Annotated in this window: 20 protein-coding genes, 1 pseudogene and 1 riboswitch; of the genes and pseudogenes, 10 read left to right on the top strand and 11 right to left on the bottom strand. The window is 33.1% G+C overall.

Annotation, left to right across the window (positions count from 1 at the left end; genetic code table 11):
- Positions 1-3: 3 nt before the first annotated feature.
- Complete coding sequence (locus B0A66_RS17200) at positions 4-1023, bottom strand: FAD binding domain-containing protein (protein ID WP_089051094.1); 1020 nt, start codon at positions 1021-1023, stop codon at positions 4-6.
- Positions 1016-1501 carry a (2Fe-2S)-binding protein gene (locus B0A66_RS17195; protein ID WP_089051093.1) on the bottom strand — a complete coding sequence of 162 codons (486 nt, stop codon included), beginning with the start codon at positions 1499-1501 and terminating at the stop codon, positions 1016-1018. The genes B0A66_RS17200 and B0A66_RS17195 overlap by 8 nt, the downstream gene beginning before the upstream one ends.
- Positions 1502-1802: 301 nt before the next feature.
- On the opposite strand from B0A66_RS17195, the gene B0A66_RS17190 reads away from it, so the two are divergent.
- Both B0A66_RS17190 and ligD read left to right on the top strand, forming a co-directional pair.
- Entirely contained in the window at positions 1803-2087 is a 285-nt protein-coding gene (locus B0A66_RS17190) for a hypothetical protein (protein ID WP_089051092.1), read from the top strand.
- A 30-nt stretch (positions 2088-2117) separates the two neighbouring features.
- Positions 2118-4667, top strand: coding sequence for a DNA ligase D (ligD, locus tag B0A66_RS17185; protein WP_089051091.1), 2550 nt, complete (start codon positions 2118-2120; stop codon positions 4665-4667).
- Here the strand turns inward: ligD and ku are convergent.
- The 6 genes from ku to B0A66_RS17160 form a co-directional block, all read right to left on the bottom strand.
- Positions 4664-5434: a non-homologous end joining protein Ku gene (gene ku, locus B0A66_RS17180; protein ID WP_089051090.1), complete on the bottom strand. Its 771-nt coding sequence runs from the start codon at positions 5432-5434 to the stop codon at positions 4664-4666. The two genes, ligD and ku, sit on opposite strands and share 4 nt — an antisense overlap.
- 11 nt (positions 5435-5445) lie before the next feature.
- Positions 5446-5814: an STAS/SEC14 domain-containing protein gene (locus tag B0A66_RS17175; protein WP_089051089.1), complete on the bottom strand. Its 369-nt coding sequence runs from the start codon at positions 5812-5814 to the stop codon at positions 5446-5448.
- A gap of 109 nt (positions 5815-5923) precedes the next feature.
- Entirely contained in the window at positions 5924-6202 is a 279-nt protein-coding gene (locus tag B0A66_RS23225; protein ID WP_317044367.1) for an MDR/zinc-dependent alcohol dehydrogenase-like family protein, read from the bottom strand.
- Positions 6169-7026, bottom strand: a complete 858-nt coding sequence (locus B0A66_RS17170) for an NAD(P)-dependent alcohol dehydrogenase (protein ID WP_317044366.1) — start codon at positions 7024-7026, stop codon at positions 6169-6171. The genes B0A66_RS23225 and B0A66_RS17170 overlap by 34 nt, the downstream gene beginning before the upstream one ends.
- A gap of 135 nt (positions 7027-7161) precedes the next feature.
- On the bottom strand, positions 7162-8658 hold the full coding sequence (locus B0A66_RS17165) for an aminotransferase class V-fold PLP-dependent enzyme (RefSeq protein WP_089051088.1): 1497 nt from the start codon (positions 8656-8658) through the stop codon (positions 7162-7164).
- Between the two features lie 65 nt (positions 8659-8723).
- A complete protein-coding gene (locus B0A66_RS17160) occupies positions 8724-9716 on the bottom strand; it encodes a TlpA disulfide reductase family protein (RefSeq protein WP_089051107.1) in 993 nt (330 codons plus the stop codon).
- 274 nt (positions 9717-9990) lie between these two features.
- A riboswitch (SAM riboswitch) is annotated at positions 9991-10091 on the bottom strand.
- 391 nt (positions 10092-10482) lie between these two features.
- Between B0A66_RS17160 and B0A66_RS17155 the strand changes: the two genes are divergently transcribed.
- The 3 genes from B0A66_RS17155 (at position 10483) to B0A66_RS17145 (ending at position 12157) form a co-directional block, all read left to right on the top strand.
- The gene (locus tag B0A66_RS17155; RefSeq protein WP_089051087.1) at positions 10483-10863 is read left to right on the top strand and encodes a response regulator; all 381 of its coding nucleotides are present in this window, start codon (positions 10483-10485) and stop codon (positions 10861-10863) included.
- A 180-nt stretch (positions 10864-11043) separates the two neighbouring features.
- On the top strand, positions 11044-11502 hold the full coding sequence (locus B0A66_RS17150; protein ID WP_089051086.1) for a DUF1810 domain-containing protein: 459 nt from the start codon (positions 11044-11046) through the stop codon (positions 11500-11502).
- 121 nt (positions 11503-11623) lie between these two features.
- On the top strand, positions 11624-12157 hold the full coding sequence (locus tag B0A66_RS17145) for a GNAT family N-acetyltransferase (protein WP_089051085.1): 534 nt from the start codon (positions 11624-11626) through the stop codon (positions 12155-12157).
- Between the two features lie 199 nt (positions 12158-12356).
- Here the strand turns inward: B0A66_RS17145 and B0A66_RS17140 are convergent, their stop codons facing one another.
- The 3 genes and pseudogenes from B0A66_RS17140 to B0A66_RS17130 form a co-directional block, all read right to left on the bottom strand.
- Complete coding sequence (locus tag B0A66_RS17140; RefSeq protein ID WP_089051084.1) at positions 12357-14597, bottom strand: DUF6055 domain-containing protein; 2241 nt, start codon at positions 14595-14597, stop codon at positions 12357-12359.
- A 455-nt stretch (positions 14598-15052) separates the two neighbouring features.
- Positions 15053-15517: pseudogene (locus B0A66_RS17135) on the bottom strand (transposase); the annotation flags it as partial.
- Between the two features lie 135 nt (positions 15518-15652).
- Positions 15653-16030, bottom strand: coding sequence for a hypothetical protein (locus B0A66_RS17130; protein WP_089051082.1), 378 nt, complete (start codon positions 16028-16030; stop codon positions 15653-15655).
- 443 nt (positions 16031-16473) lie between these two features.
- Between B0A66_RS17130 and B0A66_RS17125 the strand changes: the two genes are divergently transcribed.
- Genes B0A66_RS17125 through B0A66_RS17110 form a run of 5 tightly spaced genes read left to right on the top strand, consistent with a single transcriptional unit; the run spans position 16474 to position 20733 of the window.
- Positions 16474-18327, top strand: coding sequence for a type VI secretion system Vgr family protein (locus B0A66_RS17125; RefSeq protein WP_089051081.1), 1854 nt, complete (start codon positions 16474-16476; stop codon positions 18325-18327).
- A gap of 12 nt (positions 18328-18339) precedes the next feature.
- Positions 18340-18510: a hypothetical protein gene (locus B0A66_RS22940; RefSeq protein ID WP_165766636.1), complete on the top strand. Its 171-nt coding sequence runs from the start codon at positions 18340-18342 to the stop codon at positions 18508-18510.
- Positions 18494-19366 (top strand): hypothetical protein, encoded by an 873-nt coding sequence (locus tag B0A66_RS17120; protein ID WP_089051080.1) that lies wholly within the window; start codon positions 18494-18496, stop codon positions 19364-19366. Before B0A66_RS22940 ends, B0A66_RS17120 begins: the two co-directional genes overlap by 17 nt.
- 4 nt (positions 19367-19370) lie before the next feature.
- Complete coding sequence (locus tag B0A66_RS17115) at positions 19371-20042, top strand: hypothetical protein (RefSeq protein ID WP_089051079.1); 672 nt, start codon at positions 19371-19373, stop codon at positions 20040-20042.
- 13 nt (positions 20043-20055) lie between these two features.
- Positions 20056-20733 carry a hypothetical protein gene (locus tag B0A66_RS17110; RefSeq protein ID WP_089051078.1) on the top strand — a complete coding sequence of 226 codons (678 nt, stop codon included), beginning with the start codon at positions 20056-20058 and terminating at the stop codon, positions 20731-20733.
- The last annotated feature ends 35 nt before the right edge of the window (positions 20734-20768 follow it).

The following is a 20768-nucleotide window of genomic DNA, read 5'->3' as shown; positions in this document are numbered from 1 at the left end:
TTATTACAAAGACGGTTTAGCTCCTGCTCGTTGCTTTTCCGGCTCAAGTGCCATAAGACTATTTCTCACAATTGCTTTTTTTGCTAATTCAATTTTGAATTTATTGTGCTCAAAACCAAATGCTCCTTCAAGAATAAGATCTGCTGCAGCGACAAAATTTATTGCGGTAGGTTCTTTCCCTTTCAAAAAATCTTCAGCTTTAGGAACACGCCACGGTTTATGGGCTACACCGCCAAGTGCAATTCTGGCTTCGGTAATAGTACCATTTTCGATAATGAGTCCGGTTGCTACAGAGACCAGCGCAAAGGAGTACGAACTTCTGTCTCTCAATTTTAAGTATGAATAATTATTTTGAAATCCTTTTTCAGGAAGGTCGATGCTGGTAATAATTTCTCCCTTTCGAAGATTATTATCTATTTCGGGAGTTTCATCTGGGAGTTTATGAAAATCTGCAAAGTCAATTGTTCTCTCCCCTTCACTACCACTAATATTTATAGTAGCTTCCAATGCTGCCAGAGCCACACACATATCAGATGGAAATACAGCAATGCAGTTTTCGCTATGTCCTAAAATAGCATGAATTCTATTGTATCCTCCTAAAGCAGAACAGCCTGAACCTGGCTCTCGTTTGTTGCATGGCGTCTTATTATCATAAAAATAATAACATCTGGTGCGCTGCAATATGTTACCACCATTTGTCGCCATATTTCTAATTTGAGCCGATGCTCCGGCTAATATTGCTTTTGATAATAATGGATATCGTTCTTCAATAATAGGATGATAAGCAGTATCAGCGTTAGTCACCAACGCTCCAATTCTAATTCCGCCATTATTAATCTTTGTAATGTCGTGGTTGTCTTTTATCGAATTAATATCTACCAGCTTATCTGCTTTTGTGATAAAATATTTAAGAAGATCATTGATATTAGTTCCTCCAGCAATAAACTTATTATTTTGACCATCAATAATCTGCGATATTGCCTGATTAATATCTGTAGCTTTAGAGTATAAAAAATTATTCATAACCTTCTCCTTCCTTCACTTCCATAATGGCATCAATTATACCTTTATGAGCACCACATCTGCATAAGTTACCACTCATTAGTTCCTGAACATCTACTCTGCTTTGTGCTTTTCCTTCCTGCAACATACCAATTGCACTACAAATTTGTCCGGGTGTACAATATCCACACTGAAAAGCATCATTTTCGATAAAAGCTTTTTGTAAGGGATGTAGTTCCTCGCCATTTGCAATTCCTTCGATAGTAGTAATTGAAGAACCATCTTTCATTACGCCTAAAATTAAACAACTTAATACTCTTTTACCATCTACTAGAACGGTACATGCGCCACATTGTCCATGATCGCATCCCTTTTTGGAGCCTGTAAGATGAATTTCTTCTCGTAGTACATCCAGTAGAGATATCCAGGGCATTAGGTTCAGATTATATCGGGTATCATTAATCAATAGTGATACCGGATGAGTTTGATTTGTTTGCATAAGTTTATTGTTTTATCACAATTAAATATTGTTATTGGAGTAGTGAAAAAAATAAAAACCCTTAACTCTTCACTAAACCACCTAACTAATTAATTTTCAATTGATTTAACAACAAAATTAGACTAGTTTCCCTTCCTCTATTTATATTAAAGCCATCAAAATTTACATGATTCAAACCTATTTGTTATAAATTTATTAATAACATCAACCTTTAAATTATACAAATCCTAACCTATTCATCTATAATCTTTTAATTACAAGATACGAGTACATTTGTCTAATAATAATTAAGTTACATCTCATGGAAATCATTTACAAAAATCCAAAAAGCTCGGGCAGTATTACAAATTACCATACTATCTTAAGACTTATAAAAGAAAAAGATTCTACTGACAAGCGCATACCCGAAAAGCAACCTCATTTTCTATTTTTAGTTTCGGGAGATTATGAGGAAGATGAAAGTTCGAATGAAGATGATACAAATGAATTGCCTGCTGATTCTGATGTACTGATTGATATTGATCAGGATTTAGAAGAGGTGGATCCTGTAAATCATCCTAGAAATTTTGAAAATGATCCGGATTAATATATTGTATTTCCACTAAAAAAAATAGGTATGTCACTATCCAAATACAATCAAAAACGAGATTTTAAGCAGACAAAGGAGCCTAAGGGTAAAATTGCTAAATCAGAAAATGAATTGCAGTTTGTAGTTCAAAAACATGCTGCCTCACATCTGCATTATGATTTTCGATTAGAGTTAAACGGCGTTCTTAAAAGCTGGGCTATACCCAAAGGACCATCAATGGATCCTGAAATAAAACGACTGGCCATGATGGTCGAAGATCATCCTTACAGTTACAAAGATTTTGAAGGATCTATACCGGAAGGAAATTATGGTGCCGGAAACGTAATTGTATGGGACAACGGAACTTATGCTCCTGAAGATGTAACTGATACTCCAACAAAAACATTGAACGAGCAGTTAAAAAAAGGGCATTTAAGTTTTATTTTAAAAGGAGAAAAACTCAAAGGAGAATTTTCATTAATTAAACTGAAAGGAAAACAGGAAAATGCCTGGTTATTAATTAAAAAAAAGGATGGTTTCTCCTCTGACATAGATATATTGAAAAAAAATAAGTCGGTTATTTCTAAAACTACCTTAGAAGCGATGATAAAGGATTCGGCTAAAACATCAACTTCTAAAACTAAAAAAGTTGCGGAGAAAGAAACAGCGGAATTGGAAAAAGCAGTTTTTATAAAACCAATGCTTGCCGCTACGATAACAGAACCATTTGAAGATCCTGAATGGGTTTTTGAAAACAAATACGACGGTTATCGTGCTATTGCGGTTCTCAATGAAGACGATACAAAATTATGGAGCCGAAATAAACTTCCCTTTACAAACAATTTTGAGGCTATTGTAAAAGAGCTAAAAAAAATAGAACACACTGCTGTACTTGATGGTGAAATTGTTATTGAAGATGATAATGGAAATGCTAATTTTCAGTTGCTTCAAAATTATCTTAAAACCGGTGAAGGAAAACTAAAATATTATGTTTTTGATTTGCTTAATTTAGATGGAAACCTGACTACAAATTTAATATTACCGGAACGAAAAGAATTACTGCGCTTATTACTTGAAAAGTATAAACTTTCTAATATTATTTATTCTGAACATGTAAAAAATGGTCTTCAACTTTATGAGAACGCTTTAAAAAATAAAAGTGAAGGGATTATTGCAAAAAAAATAAGCAGCAACTATGTTATTGGAAAAAGAAGTAATGACTGGCTAAAAATAAAAATAATTCAGCAAGAAGAAGCTATTATAATTGGAATTACAGCGCCTAAAAAATCACGAAGTTATTTTGGAGCCGTTTTACTTGCACAATATTACGGCAAGAGTTTAAAGTTTATTGGCAAATGCGGAACGGGTTTTACAGATGAAACTTTAAAAGATTTGTATAACACTTTAAAACCTCATTTTACAGAAAACAGCCCGCTTACTGAAAATACAGGTTTGCGCGACACAATTCAATGGGTAAAGCCAAAGTTTGTTTGCCAGGTTAAATTTTCAGAATGGACAAATGATAAACATTTAAGACATCCCGTTTTTCTTGGCATACGAACTGATAAAAAATTCAATGAAGTTTTTATGCCTTCGACTACAAATAAGCAAAGAAATAAAACTGTTGAAATGGAAAAAGAAGATATAAAAGAAAATAAAAAAGGAGAAAAAAATGAAGAAAATGATTATGATGTAAAGATTGGTAAAACCACCGTTCATCTTACAAATCAAAATAAAATTTATTTCCCTAAAGACGGCATCACCAAAGGCGATATCGTACAATATTATGCGGAAGTCTCAGCACTGATTTTACCTTATCTTAAGGATCGCCCACAATCTATGAATCGTTTTCCTAATGGTATTGATGGTTCGAGTTTTTACCAGAAAGATGTTGCAATTGATAAAATTCCGACTTGGTTAAAAACGAAAAAAGTATATTCTGAATCGAATGAAGAATATTTAAATTACCTGATTTGCAACGATAAACAAACGTTACTATACATGGCTAATTTAGGTTGTATCGATATCAATCCTTGGAATTCGACTATAAAACATATCGAAAATCCGGATTGGCTGGTAATTGACATTGATCCTGCCAAAGACAATTTTGAAGAAGTGATTAGAACCGCTTTGACTGTAAAAGAAGTTCTTGACGAATGGGAAACAGATTGTTATTGTAAAACGTCCGGAGCTACTGGTTTACATGTTTATATTCCGCTTGGCGCTAAATACGATTATGATTCTATTAAAATTTTCAGTGAATTACTGGCTCAGGAAATACATGCCAGAATACCCGAAATTACCTCTCTAGAAAGAAGTATTAAAAAACGAAATAATAAAATCTATATTGATTATCTGCAAAACAGACGCGGACAAACTCTCGCCGCGCCTTATTCTGTAAGACCTGTACCCGGAGCCACTGTGTCAACTCCACTAGAATGGAATGAAGTAACTAAAAAACTGCATCCGTCACAATTTACTATCAACAATGTTATGAAACGTTTTGAGAAAAAGGGCGATTTATGGCAACCCGTTTTAAAAAAGGGAGCTAATATTAAAAAGATTTTACAAAGGCTGGAAAATAGGGAAAATCACTAAGATGATTTTTTCTTTTCCAGACTCGCTTTGAGCATCGCCATCAAATCATCACTTTGTTTGTGAACCACTTTTAATTTTGGTGGAGCTTGTTTCTTTCCTTTGGCTTTGTTTTTTATAATCTTTAAAAGTTTAGCTGTATATTCATCTTTGTACGAACTAATATCAAATTTTTCAGTAAGCTGATCAATTAGTTTATTCGCCATATCCATTTCTTTGGTTGCTTTTTTTGAAACTGCCGGAAGCTTTAGCTCGTCAGTTGTTCTGATTTCCTGCTCAAAACGAATTCTGTTTAAAAGAATAACATTTTTATACGGTTTCAAAATAGCCAGACTTTCTTTGTTTCGCAAAACAAAACTTGTTACGCCTACTTTACCAGAAGCTTCCAGTGAATCTCTAAGCAATGCATAAGCATTCATAGCACCTTTGTCGGGTTCTAAATAGTACGGCTGCTCATAATAAATACTATTGATTTCTTTTTCGAAAGCAAAACTCTGTATATCAATTGTTTTTGTCTTCGCTGCATCTGCTACTTCAAAATCTTCGTCATCAAGAACCACATATTTTTCATCTACTTTATACCCTTTAACGATATTGGCATAAGGTACTTCCTTGCCTGTTTTTTCGTTTACACGTATAAATTTAATATTAGCATGATCTTTTTGATCGAGCATATCCATATCCAGACTACTTTCCTGCACTGCGGACATTATTTTTATGGGAATATTGATTAGTCCAAAACTTATAGATCCTGTCCAAATTGCTCTCATGACTTACTTATTTAAACATTGTTGGTACTTCCTTCAACCCATTTTAGAGCTTTATTGAAAGCTTGTTTTTTAAACCCGCGAAATTCTCCACTTTCATTAAAAGTAAAGCCGTTACTTATGCTAACTTCATCATCTGAAACGATGGCAAATCTTTTCCAGTTTGCAAATTGCTTTAAACCCGTTAGAGAATCCTGCAACCAGGAATTATTTGTAAGGTCTTGAGAATCGGTGTCCAGGGCAAACAAAAAATTAATTCCATTTATTCCTTTAGACAAACCTTCCAATTCTGGTAAAACAACCATTTTAAAATCATCTGTCGTTACCTGACCAAGTGCTCTGAAAGCTACTATATTTTCTGCTGTTTCTATTTTATGTATCATATTGAGGAATGTTTTCGTTAAACTTAAGAGACTCAAAATTAGAGAGGAAGTGCAATAATTATTTTATATCATCTTGTCATTATATTATAAAATAACTATTTATAAAAAATTATTGCAGGGACTTCATGTCAATAACATATCGAAATCGAACCTCATCTTTTTTAATTTTCTCAAAGGCTTTGTTTATATCTTCAATATTGATCATTTCTACATGAGGAAGTATATGATGCTCGGCACAAAAATCTAAAGTCTCCTGCGTTTCTGCCACTCCTCCAATTAAAGAACCAGCCACAGAACGGCCAAATTTTGCGACTTCCATATTGTTGGTTGGCGATTTATAAGGTCCAAGTAAACCTACGGTAACGATAGTAGCTCTTGGAGCGAGCAAGCAGATATAAGGGGTAATATCAAAACTTTCAGGAATAGTACAAAGCAAAAAGTCAAACTATTTTCTTTGGCTGTCATTGCTTCTTTATCTTCCGATAATAAAATTTCATCGGCACCTAATTCATGTGCTGCCTGACGTTTATCTTCATTAGTTGTTATCGCAGTAACTCTTGCTCCCATTGCTTTTGCGATCATAATTCCCATATGCCCCAAACCGCCAACACCAATTATTCCAACAGAATCTCCAGATTTAATTCCCCAATGTTTTAAAGGTGAATACGTAGTTACTCCAGCACACAAAATAGGTGCAGCTGCAGCGTATCGTAATGTTTTAGGAATGCGTAGGACAAAAGAATCTTTGACCACAATATGAGTAGAAAAACCTCCGAAAGTATTGTAACCGGAACCATCGGGCTTAAAATAACCATTATAAGTCATGGTTTGAGCAACCGGGCCAAGACAGAATTGCTCCTCGCCATTCATGCAAGGCTTACAATTTTGACAGGAATCGATCATACAGCCTACACCAACAATTTCATCTATGTGAAAAGCAGAAACTTCTGTTCCTGCTTCAATTATCTTTCCAATAATCTCGTGTCCTGGAACACAAGGGTAAATTGTGTTTTTCCAATCGTTATTAACCTGATGAATATCTGAATGACAAACACCGCAATACAAAATTTCAATTAAAACCTCATCTGCTTTAGGTTTGTATCTTTCAATTTGCATAGGTTCTAGAATTTTACCTCCTAAAAAACCTCCTGAAGCTCCATAAGCTTTTGTGATGAACTTTTTTGAATCATCATATATAATAGTATTTACCATAACTAAAGTTTTATATTGTGAATTATTAAATCTTGAAATCAGAATATAATACTGATTTACAATAACTTAAAATTAGTCACAACTTATATTAAAACTTTATACTATTAGCTGTTCTTATTACAAAACTTCAACAAACTATTGTAATTCAAACCATTGCTGTACTTCTTCCAGAATATTTTCTTCTTTATGACGATTTTCGAATTCGTTTGTAGTAGCATTATATTGATATTCTTTTTGCCATTCTTTATAATTTAAAACAATTTCCTTCAAGGCATCAATTATCAACAAAAGTTCGGCATTAGTGGTTATAGGATGTAATGATAAGCGTACCCATCCCGGTTTATTGTTTTGATTTTTTTCAAGTAACTCGTTTGTAATTGATTTCGTTTCATCAATGTCAAATAAATAATGGGCATACGTACTCGCACACGACCATCCGCCACGAACCTGAATACCATAACGATCATTTAAAAGTCTAACAATCAAATTGTAATGAATGTCTTCGATAATAAAAGAAACACAGCCTATTCGATCTGTTTTAGTATCCCCTAAAATAACTAATCCAGGAATTTTTTGAAATTCAGCATAACAAAGATCCAGCAGTTCTTTTTCTCGATTGGCAATGTTTTTGGTTCCCATTTGGTCTTTTAGCTGAATGGCCAGAGCGGCTCTTATTACCTGCAAAAAGCCCGGCGTTCCTCCATCCTCTTTTACTTCGATATTATCACTGTATTGGTATTTTCCCCACGGATTAGTCCATTTTACATTTCCTCCTCCCGGATTATCAGGAATTGCAGCTTTGTACAATACTTCGTTAAAAACCAGCACACCACAAGTTCCGGGTCCGCCCAAAAATTTATGAGGCGAAAAGAAAACAGCATCTAATTGCTCTTGTGGATCTTTTGGATGCAAATCGATTGTAACGTAAGGTGCAGAGGCTGCAAAATCTACAAAGCAAAATCCATTGTTTTGATGCATGATTTTTGCCAGTTCATAATATGGTGTGATAATTCCCGTAACATTGGAAGCTGCTGTAAACGAACCAATTTTTAGTTTTCGGTCAGCATATTTTTTTATGAGTTCTGAAAGCTTTTTAGGATCTACCAGATTATTTTCATCTGCCGGCAATACCACAACATCAGCATTGATTTCGTACCACGGAACCTGATTCGAATGATGCTCCATGTGGGTTATAAAAACGACCGGTTTATCATTTGGATTTTGCCATTTGATTTTGCCTTCGGTACGCAATCCCATAATACGTTGTAGCTTAGACAAGGCTGCTGTCATTCCGGTTCCTGTTGTAACCAGACAATCTGATGCATTTGCGTTTACATGATCTTTTATAACTTGTCTGGCATGCTGATAAGCATACGTTGATGCTTTTCCTGTTTGACTGGAAAATGAATGCGTATTTGCAATCATTGGTCCTATTTTATTGAGCATAATCTCCTCAATCGGACGATATAATCTTCCGCTGGCAACCCAATCCGCATATAAAAGCGTTTGTTTTCCATTAACTGATTCAAAAATATGTTTTACACCAATTGTATTTTCTCTGAATTTACAAAAATAATCTTCTAACTGACTTGGTAGTGTACTGTTCTCAATAGCATTCATTTCCTTTATCATTTTTTTATTTATAATTTTAATTGAATTCTTTAAAGAACTCAAATATTTATTAGCAACTTATCGGTTTATAATTTAGTATCTAAAAGCGATTTAAGTGTAGTTTGTAACTCTTCCTCATGAAGATTTTTAGCTACAATTATACCTTTGGAGTCTACCAGATAATTAGACGGAATCGCTCTTACACCATATAGTTTAGCAATTTCACTGTTCCAAAAAGCCAAATCAGAAACGTGTAACCAATTTAGTTTGTCATCATTGATTCCTTTAATCCAATTTTCTTTTTTCTTGTCTAAAGAAACTCCAATAATATTGAATCCTTTATCATGATAAGCCTGATATGCCGCTACAATATTTGGATTTTCTTTTCGGCAAGGACCACACCATGATGCCCAGAAATCAATAAGCGTATATCCTTTAAGATTGTCTGAGAGACGCGCCGGTTTTCCCTCAGGTGTTAAAGCTGTAAAATCCGGAGCTTTTTTTCCAACAGCTAATCCGTTTAGTACTTTTACCAGTTCCTTTAATTCTTTCACGTAAGTGGTATTTAATAAACTTTTATCTAACAATGCAATATTTGCTGTTATTTGTTCCGGACTTAATCTGTACGACCAATTTCTATACAATACATAAGCAGAAACTAACGAAGAAGGATTCTCTTTTATGAAAGTACTGATTTCTACATCATGATTTTTTCTATAACTATTAAACAAATCCTGTTGTACTGAACCTTCTACCACAGAACCACTGTAATATTTTAGCGGACTCAATTTAACAGAAACAGGCGCTTTGTCCAGAAAAATATACAATGGACTATTTTTGGTGTTAACACTTAAACCATACAATTCCGGAAGTGCCACTTTTGTTTTAAAACTAAATTTCCCGTCTACGACCTTAACTGAATCGACAGTTTTAAACATTTTATTATAAAATTTCTGAAGATATACATATTGCGCTACTGTATCTGTAACCGTTCCGTTAAGTTGTATATTATCTTCTTTTTGCGCCTGAACTCCTGTTATACCAAGGCATAATGCCAGAATTACTACTATTTTTTTCATTTGTTGCATCGTTTAAATTTATTATTTTGATTTTTAAAATTGAACATTGAAATTCCGTGACCTTTTATAAAATGGTCTTAAAAAATGTTATAAGATGGGATTACGATTAAAAACTCCAAATGCTGTGCATTCGAAAATCTAATTGTTTCTGATCGCTAAAATAAAAGTTAGGTAATCTTAAATTGGCATGTAAACGGAATAGCTCTATTTTCATTTTAATAATTAAATGGTTAAAAATGTATTGTAGCTTATTCAGAATTTCCACGGAAATATCTTCTTATCTGTCCCGCAAAGCGGGAAGGATTTAGCACCTTATTTGGCAACAGGTTGCTAAGACATCATCGGGCCTATTCCCTCAGTCTTTCTGGATAAGTTAAGCAGAATTTGTGTTCTGCTGATGCAAATATACATAAATTCTATAAAACTAGTATAGTTTTGAAAAATATTTTTTAAAAATTGTTTAATCGGTTAGTTGTTGAACCGTGTAATCGTTAAACTGTTTAATTGTTGAAGCGTGTAATTGTTGAACTGTTTAATCGTAAATTTTCGCCCAATCCAACAATCCTTCAATCCTTCAATCTTAAAATCCTTCAATTTAAAAATCTTAAAATCCTTCAATTTAAAAATCTAAAAATCCAACAATCTTAAAATCCAACAATCTTAAAATCTAAAATCAGAAATCTAAAATTAAAAAAAGGGGTAATTATATAACACCACTCTAAAATTATATAACTCTTATGCCTCTTCCGTGCAATAATTTTAAAAAATGAAAAAGAAGAATATTTTATTAATAGATGACGACCCGGATGATACCGAAATATTCGTTGAAGCTATTAAAACACTGGACAAAGAAATTGAAATTACGATTTCGAATAATTCACTTGAAGCATTACAAAATTTGAAAGCAGCGAGTGATATACCTGATTACATCTTTCTTGATATGCAAATGCCTTATTTAAGCGGAATAGAATTTTGTCAGGAAATTGCAAAACAACCAAATCTAAGCAAAATAAAAGTTGTTATTTATTCGTCACATTCAGCTAACCGACTGAAGGAAATGACAAAAGACATAAACACAGCTCATTTTTTATCTAAGCCAAACAGTTTTACTGAATTAGTCGAATTACTGGATACTATTTTACAATAAGTCCTTTTATAGTCAAATAACGAAGAAGCTAAAAATTATATAACAAAGCATGAAAATTATATAATTTTTAAAACGCAATCAGAAGTAGTTTTGACTAACTTTTTTAGGGATAGATTTTGAATTGAATTGAAAGCAAGAAGAACCAAAACCACGTATAAACTTTTTTAAATTTTTAATCAGATGGCTTACGCAAATAATGATATTACCCGTTTTTTAGATGCACAAAATAAACTTTATCTTACTGCTTTTTCAGAAATTAAAAAAGGAAAAACAGAAACACACTGGATGTGGTTTATCTTTCCTCAGTTAAAAGGGCTTGGAAAAAGCGGAATCGCTGATTACTATGGTATTGCTGATTTAAATGAGGCAAGAGAATTTCTTCAGCACCCAATTTTATCTAAACATCTTGTGGAAATATGTGCACTATTACTAACCTATAAAAGAAAATCAGCAGAAGCAATTTTGGGCGATTTAGGAGCTAGAAAACTACGTTCTTCTATGAGCCTTTTTGCTCAGGTAGAAAACGCAAATCCTATTTTTCAGGAATTACTGGATACTTTTTTCTCTGGTAGTTTAGATCCGCTGACTGTTTCACTGACTACATCAAAAATAGAATCGACTATTAAATTATCGGCATAAAAAACAGTTTTCTGTATACAGAACTGAAGTTATAGTTACAAAAGGTTTTTACAATTAAGCATTGCATTGTCTGAAAATTAGTATATTTGGATAACACTTTGTTTTACTCTAATTGATTACTATGCCTTTTACAAGTCGTCTTGCTACATTAAACGATGTCGAAACTTTACAACAACTTATTGCTGCTTCCGTTCGTGGTTTGAGCATTGGTTATTATACCGAAGAACAGATTGAAAGTTCTATCAAATATATTTTTGGTATTGATACCCAGCTTATAGCAGACGGTACGTATTATGTTATCGAAAGTGGCAGCACCATTGTCGCTTGTGGAGGATGGAGCAAACGCAATACGCTTTATGGCGGCGATCAGTTTAAGGAAGAAGCTGATCCATTATTAGATCCAAACGTTGATTCGGCAAGAATTCGTGCATTTTTTGTACATCCGGACTGGTCACGACAAGGAATAGGAAAAATGATGATTACGCTTTGTGAAGAAACAGCAATACAAGCTGGTTTTAAATCATTCGAATTGGGTTCTACCCTTCCCGGTCAACCGCTTTACATTGCTATGGGTTATCATGCTACAGAACAAGTCAATGCTCCTTTAGAAGATGGTACTTTTTTGGAAATTATTAAAATGAAAAAAACCTTGTAGATGCTTTAGGCATTAAGTTTTAAGCTATAAGCTTTTAATTTCTGACTTTAGATTTTTACTTTCGGCTTTTTACAATTCATATTTCACAGTCCACATTTCACATTTTACACATTTTACACTTAAAAAAAAAAAGCCCCATCAAGTCTAAAGACTGACAGGGCTAAAACTAAAAAAAAAATCTATTCAAAAAAAAATCAAATTATTGTTTGATAAATGACTTATTCACTACACTTTTTCCTGTTTGAATACGTAACAAATAAACGCCCGGAAGCAATTTACTGCTATTGTATGGTACTTCTGCGCGACCTGTTTCATACGTTTTATCTGTAACTACATCTATTTTGCGTCCGTTGATATTGTACAATGAAATTGTAACTTTTTCACGCTCTGTCTGCATAAATGAAATCGTCAGATTACCCGCTGTTGGATTAGGAAAAACATTTACACTAAAATCCTCATCATCTAAAATAGATGAATCTGAACCAAGTGTATTTACTGTAGTAGTACAGGTTGGTGTTGTACTAAAAGCCATTGTTGCTGGTGAAAAAGTTGTAAATGTTGCATTGATATCCACATTCGAAGCATCATTTGCACCTTTACCGTCGCATTCTGATCTGCCATTTCTCCAATATGGAAATTGCAAGTATACGCCAGATGTAGAACAGCTTCCTATTTCTGCATCACCTCCTACTACAACTGAATTGCCAAAACTTCCTGCAAACAACATCGCATTACCTTTGATGTTAGCACTTCCTGTTACCGAACCGCCTTCCATCCAGCCATTTCCTTCTACTATTGCATTATTTGATAATGTCGCATTGTAAACACAAGCATTGTCTCTTACTATCGCATTTCCGCTAATATTACCACCTTCTACCATTGCTGTACCTTCGATACGGGCATTTCCAGAAATAGTTCCGCCACGTACAATAGCATAAGGTCCTACATAAACAGATGATGCTACGTTGGCATTACTTGAAATCCATCCACCTCCATTGGTGTGAATACGTCCGTTTGTTTTAAGCACTTTTCTAAAATCTGCTGCTGCCTGAAATCCTTCCGGATTAGCATTCGCAATTTTTACTTCATAAGGATATCTTCTTTGTTTTGGATAACCAACATCCATATTGTAATTAATATGAACTTTTGGAGCAGCGAAAACTACCAGAAAAATTCCTGTTTCAGTAGCAGAATTAAGTGCAAAAGAAGCTTCACCATCTGTATTGTACATTGGGCTGTAACGAGATACTGTTCCGTCTGCCTTTGTCGTTACAAAACCATAACGCCATCCTGCCTGAGCTGTATTTACTTCTGTATGTCCTTTGAACTTAATTGTTACTTTTTTCTCTGTTCCCGAACAAGTTGGATACAACGGAATAATATTCATTCCGTAATCTTGCGGAGCCCAGTCGTTATTCGTGTAATATTGATCTGTCGTTCCGGTAACTTTCGTCAGCAATGTATATTGTCTGCTTGTATAGCGGGGCATTCTGCTTTGAATAAGCTTATACGTATCTCTAATTTTTTTACCAAAATTACTAGTAGTATTAACTTGAGAATTCCATTGAATTGGATAATCAAATGCAGGTTGTCTTTGTGCATATCCCCACAGATAATCGTTAAGCTGTTCCTGAGAAAAACCTTTTAATCGTTTGATCGTTTCTAAAGGATGTTCCTGATTTTTAGATTCAGCCCACATACGTCTGGTAAAATCAAAACCATCTTTTTCCTGCACATAATACATCAAGTGAAAATTGGTATAATGATGACGGTTAGAAGACCACATAAAATGTCTGGTTTGTATCCATCGGGTCAATGTTCCGTCGATTTCAGCCAAGTGTGGATATACTTGTCCGCGCATAAAATTAGCATGACCTTCAAAAAATGGTCCGGCCCAATCGTATCCTGCAAATGCAGTTCCGTTACCCGGATTTTCCTGAATGCGCATCATCATTTGCAAAGCATGCGCAAATTCATGAGACAAAGCACCACCATCTCGGGTTGCTTCCGGATGCACAAACATAGCACCAATCGTGTTACTAAATGAGCTGGCATGTGCAAAAGCCAGCAACCTATCGTCTGTGGCATTCCAGGTATTCATGACCATGATAATCATTTTGTACTTTCCAACATTGGTTGTTGGCGCGTTGCTCACAAATTTTAAATCTGTTACCATACGCTTAAAACTAGTTTCTAATGTATCTGCTACTGATTTCGGGGTAAATCGTAACGAAGCATCAGCGTAAGCAGCAGGATTCGTTCCTACTTTATCTCCCCAATACAATACAAAGTTTGTAGACTCGTACTTTCTGGAATCTGAGATTCTATTATAAAATTCGTTGTTGGGATTGCTCCATTCCGTGGGTATAAAGAGCGTTTTCTGTCCTATTGCAGCATAACTGCAAAGAAAAAGGACAACTTGTAATAAAAGTGTTTTCATATATTAAATGATTTGGGGTTTAATCTCATTTTAAATCATTAGATATACTCATTTCTTCAAACGATTCAGATGTACCCCCCACACATTTTCAAACTCTTCATCTACTAACTTATAATCAAATTGACTATAAGATACATTCAAAAAACAATAATAAATATTGATCAGTATAGTACTACTTTAATGATTTAAATTTACCACGAATATATGTATTAATCTTTTATAAAAACAAACAAATAATCGATAAAATGTTCATTTTAACCGATGAAATGCATTTTTAAAGATTTCGTAACAAAAATTTAATTTAGCCTGAAAAATGATGAAATAAAAGAAAATACTCTTCAACTAAACGTCAAACAGTATAAATAATATGAATAAAAAACAATCTGATTTTTCGTTGCAGACTAATAATGAAAACAATTGGAAAATAAAAAAACGAGATTGCTGTTTTAAACCATCTCATTCGTATTTTTTTTATCTTTTTTTGGGAGTATAAGGCCGTCTAATTCTTTTAAAAATTCTGAATCAAATTCTGAATACGCTCTTAGTGTGTATTTTTCATCTCTTTTGCGCATGACCAGTTTAATTTTCTGCACCATCAGCCAAATAGGTTCATAACGTTTATGACCTAACAAATATTGAAGTTTAAGTACTGAGATTTTTTTTCTGGATAAGGTCATGATTTCGATACAAATCATCCAGTATTTCACAGGTAAATTGGAATTTTCCATTACTGTTCCGGAGCGCAGACTTATTCTGTTCTGACACCTTTTACATTGAAATTTTAAGTCAATTTTCCGGAAAGAATGTTCGTCATGTCCGCATTTTTTGCACAACAAACCATTTTTAAGACGCTTGTTTTTGAAGTCTTCAATGCAAGTTGCTTCATCGGGATATTTTTCGAAAAACTCACGTAATTCCATATATGCGACACTACCTTTATATTTTGAGTACAAATATAAAGTAATAGTCAATCCCGATTACGAAAGTTTCATTAAAAAAAAAGAGAATATCCTTTTCAGAATATCCTCTCTTTCCAATTAATTACTAAAGTATTATTACAATTTTCCAACAATTTCTTTCTTGTATTTATTTAAGATTGATTTTGTCATTCCTAAATTTGCTTTTGTAGCATCTACCGCTAAGTAAATAAAGTATTCTCCGTTCTCAGAAACATCGATAATGTGAATTTGAGATGTTAACGTAATCATTACGTTATCAATTTCCTGACCTATTAAGTTTAATGCTTTAATGGCATTCATTTTTGCTTTAATAACTTCAAGATTAAATGCAGATGCTAATTCAGGATCAAAATCAGCTAATGCAGATTCTGAATAATAAGACATTCCACTTTTAATTTCAGCTACAGAAACTGCGATGAAACCAGGTACATTTTTTTTAAGATCTTCTCCGAATTGTTTTAAAAAATCAGACATATAATTAGGTATTTATTTAAACTTGTTTTTCAAATCCTTCTTTTGAATTTGATGCAAAAATATAGATAGATTCCCATTTAATTATCCGCTATTAGTACCTAATTAAATATTTTTTCCAATATATATTAATTTTTTAATAGAATTAAGCTTCTTTAAGAAAATCCTCTAACCGAAAATGAGAATTTTATAATAAAATACTACAATTGAATATGCATTTATTATCATTATTGTTTCGTTCCTGTTAAAATGATATGAGAAATCTTTTTGCTTTTGTTAAACTGAAATATTTTTCTCTCAAATAAAACAAATTGTAGTACGTTTGCAGCAAACAAATGTAATCTAAAACCAAAAATAGTATTATATCTGCTTTTTGAATACCACTCAATTATTGACTTAAAGTTTGAATATATGTTAGTAACAAAAACTTTAAATCATTATACGCCGTGGCTTTACAAACCAACTCCATTATTAAAATTGGTGACATCACCATTTCCAATTTCAGCAACTTAAAAATTGTTCAGGACATTCATGCTCACAATACCTTTTCGGTAGAAGTGAGACAAGACTTGTTAGTCTCTGAATTCAAAAGTGTCATGCCACTATCTCAACGATTGTATGGCGAAAAAATTAACATCGAGATCAAACCCATCGAAGGAGTAGACGATCTGATGGTATTTACACACCGCAGTGATTATATCCTGCATTTCTCGGGAATTGTTACCAAAGTCAAAACCCAAAAATCCCGTCATCAGGATCTGGAAGAAACGCTTTTCATTTCAGGGCACAGCTGTTCTATACTACTCGATGACGGCTTGAAATGCAACTCTTTTACGGATAAAACATTAATTGATATCGTCACAGAAGTAAAAGAAGGTTATGATATAGATCTGAATATTTTTCCGTTCTACAAATATCAGTTGCCGTACACCGTACAATACAACCAAAGTACATTCGATTTTCTAAACAATCTTGCCAAACGAAACGGACATTGGTTTTATGACAACGGGCGTACGATGGTTTTTGGTATGCCGGGTTCCGCAGGAGGAGAACCAAAGTTAGTTTATGCCACCAACATGCAGGAGTTCAGTTATGAAATGAAAGTGTTGCCTGCTCAGTTTCAGGTAATCGAAAATGATAATCGTCTGGGAGATTATTGGAAAGATCAAACGATAAATTACCGCAACGAATGTGATGGTTTTCAGCAGAACTTCATCAATAAGTCCAATACTGTTTTCAGCCAGACTACAGAAATGCAGCTCAATCAGAATCCTATTGGTGCACGCGGAAAAACAACGCTCGAAGAATACACCAAAAATAAAATGCGTTCTGTTTTAGCCAATCTAATGATAGTAACGGCTAAAAGCGAAGTTCCCGGAATTACATTGGGCAATAGTGTACGCATAACAGGTGTAGATGTACAGCTCGAAAGTTCTTATTTTGTAACCAGCATTACACACCTGTGCGAAGACGAAGGATGTTATGAAAACAATTTTACAGCAGTAAACTTCAACGGTTCTGTATTTTCACCCCAAACCAATCCTGATTTAATTACTATATGCAAAAGTCAAACTGCTATTGTAACGGCCAATGCAGATCCGAACGGACATAGTGCTGTACAGGTACAAATGCCTTGGCAGGAAAGTAAAAATAAAACAACACCTTATATTCCGATGCTTCAAAACTACGGAGGCAATGGCAGAGGTTCTCATATCCTCCCCGAAATTGGCGATACTGTTTTAGTAGACTTTCAGGGTGACAATGCCGAGCTTCCTTTTGTAATAGGAACCATGAGTAATAAAAAAGAAATAAGTGGTTTCAGCACGCCCAACAACGATCTCAAAGTACTGGCGACGAGAAGTGGTAACAAGCTCCTTTTAAATGATGAAACGGGCGATATCACCATTGAAAGCCAAAAAGGACAAACCATAGCAGTGCTCTGTGGTGATGGCAACATTCGATTTAAAGCTCCCAAAAACATAGAATTTGAAGCCGGAGAAGATATTACGATTAAGGCAGGAAAGAATTTTACAGTCGAAGCAGAGAAGAATTTTACAGTTGAAGCGGAGAATAATATTATCCTTTCTGGTAGGAATAATGTAGAGATAAACACAGAAGGAACTTTATCAGAGCGAGGTGATCAGCGAATCCTGCATGTTACAGAAAAAAGTATGTTGCAAGCGGGAGAGCAGATTGAAATGGCAGAGCAAATAAAAATAAATTCAACTCAGGGAGATATCACACTCAAAGCATCACAAATAATTCGTGGTAATAGTCAGGAAGGCAGCTTTTTTAATTAAAATTTTAATAATATGGCAATTATAAAACGAGCAAAAAACAGCATTGTAGAAGTAAACAAGAAAAATGTGGTTATAGCAAAAGAAATAGAAAAAACAGCAGAAACGATAACACTTGAAGCAACTTACGGAGATTTAGAAATAAACAGCGCAAATAAAATTATAATAAATGGGAACATCAATTAGTTTTGGAGATTACGAACCAACAAGAATATCTGAACCTTGGAAAAAACATCAAAGAGTAGCATTAAAATGGGCTTACTACACCCAAAGTGCAGCTATGCAAATAAATAATTTACAACATTGTGTAACAATTTTAACATCATTAAAAATCTATTCCGGTTACAATGATGAAAAATTTGATGGATATCCGTATCAACAAGATAAGAATATATATGCAAGTGCCTTAAACATTTATATCAGTAATACTGGAGACATAATTGGAGGAGATTGTGTAGTTACTTATTATAAAACAATAGGAAGTAAGTCTGGATTTGAAGAATTAGATAAAAATTATGAAGTAAGAAGAAAAAAGAAAAGTGCAATAGATGGTTCGACATTGCATAACCTTATAATAAATGAAGGAAGAGTTAAATTTAGAGATGGCTCCGAATTTAAATTAGGTACATTTCAAAACTATATAAAAGAAGCTACTATAGTTAATAGAAAACTTGATCAGAACTACACAAGAATAATGATCTCAAAAGATAAATCTGAAATAGAAAAAATCTTAACTCGTCTTTCGATATTTGGAGGAATTATAGGTTTTATTCCTGTCTCCGAAGCAGCTGGTGCCTTTGTATTAACCAAAGAAGTAATTGGAATATTTTGTTTTTTTCTTGGTCTAGAATCTGAATTTAAAACATTGGATTTAGCTTATCCAATGTATGATATATATCAAATAGGAAGAAAATCATATCATCAAGATTATGGTTTATATCAAGGTCAAGATGGAGAATTTTATCAACAAAAAATAGGTAAACAAGAACAAAGAGAAGAAAATATTCTGAAAGGTATTGTGCCAATTGTAGAAAAAAAATAAAGTAATGCATAAATTATATATTCTGTTAGTTTTTATTGTTTTAACAATAATATCATGTACAAAAAAAGACACAATTAATCATTATTTAAACAATACTGTCACGCAAAAAGAATTATTAGATAATGGGTTCTACAAATATTCTATGACATATCTGGAAGGAGAATCACCTGAAAAAGATATTCATGATTATGAACCAACAAATCCGTCACATTATGATACTGTAAGAGTCGAAGTTTTTTCAAATATTAAACCAAAAAAAATTAATGGCATTCCAAAAGGACCTTTACCTATATTTAATGATAGTTGCAAAATTGAGAATAGGAATAAAATTATAACCTATTTTTTTAGAAATAATTCTTTAGAATTTAAAAGCATAATGAATCCTATTTGTAGTGATACTAAGACAAAAGATTCTTTCAAAACACAAATTGATATAAAAAAATATTATGACAGCTTAAAAATTTCATACAAAAAAATGCCTCTTGAAAGATTACGAAATCACAATGATAGTATTGGATTGAGAGTAAGATTTATAATTAATAATTTCGAGTCTTATTTTTATTTAACAGAGAGAAAAGAAATGATAACATATTACAAAACTAAAAAAAGAGGAAATGAAGATATGTTAGTATGGAATTTTTACAAAGAAGATTCGTCTTATGAATTTATAGAATAAAATGTAATAATAAATGAAAACAGCAAGTATTATAATTTTGATATTTACTATCATATCATGTGCAAAAAAAGACAGAATCAATCACTATTTAAATATCCCAGTAACACAAAAAGAATTAGTAGATAATGGGTTTTATAGGTATTCTTATACAGACACTATTTATGATTGGGATAAAGGTGATTACATTATAAAGGATTTGGTGAAATATGATATGTGTTCAAACGTAAAGCCTGAAAAAAACAAAGAAGGAGAAGTAGGTCCTACTCAGTTAAGAGGAATTTTTAAATTAGATTCACTACAGGAAAAGAGAAATTGGGATTATTTCAAAAATGATTTAGACAGTAGGGTTATAACTTATTTCTTTAGAAATGATATTCTTTCATATAAAAGTATAATAGTAGATACTGTAAGTAATTATCATAAAAAAACAGCTGATTTTACAAGTAAAGAAAAAATTTTGAAATATTATGATAGTCTTAATGTTCCTTTAAATATAATTTTAGAGGGTAACTTAAGTTCTGAAAAACGTCCGACATTATTTATGATTAATAATTACAACACTAGTATACAATATGCCAGTAAAGACCCAGGTTACGACATGTTTGTAAATTATTTAGATGATTTTATTGATAGAAATATTTTACAAACATGGTATTTTGGAGGTATGAATAAAGTTTATTATGATTTCTAGTTTTTATTGCAGATCAATCTATTAGAAGTAGAATT

This window comes from Flavobacterium hercynium, assembly GCF_002217285.1.
GTDB lineage: Bacteria > Bacteroidota > Bacteroidia > Flavobacteriales > Flavobacteriaceae > Flavobacterium > Flavobacterium hercynium.
The sequence above is the reverse complement of the archived record's forward strand: the minus strand, read 5'-3'. Positions and strand labels throughout refer to the sequence as shown.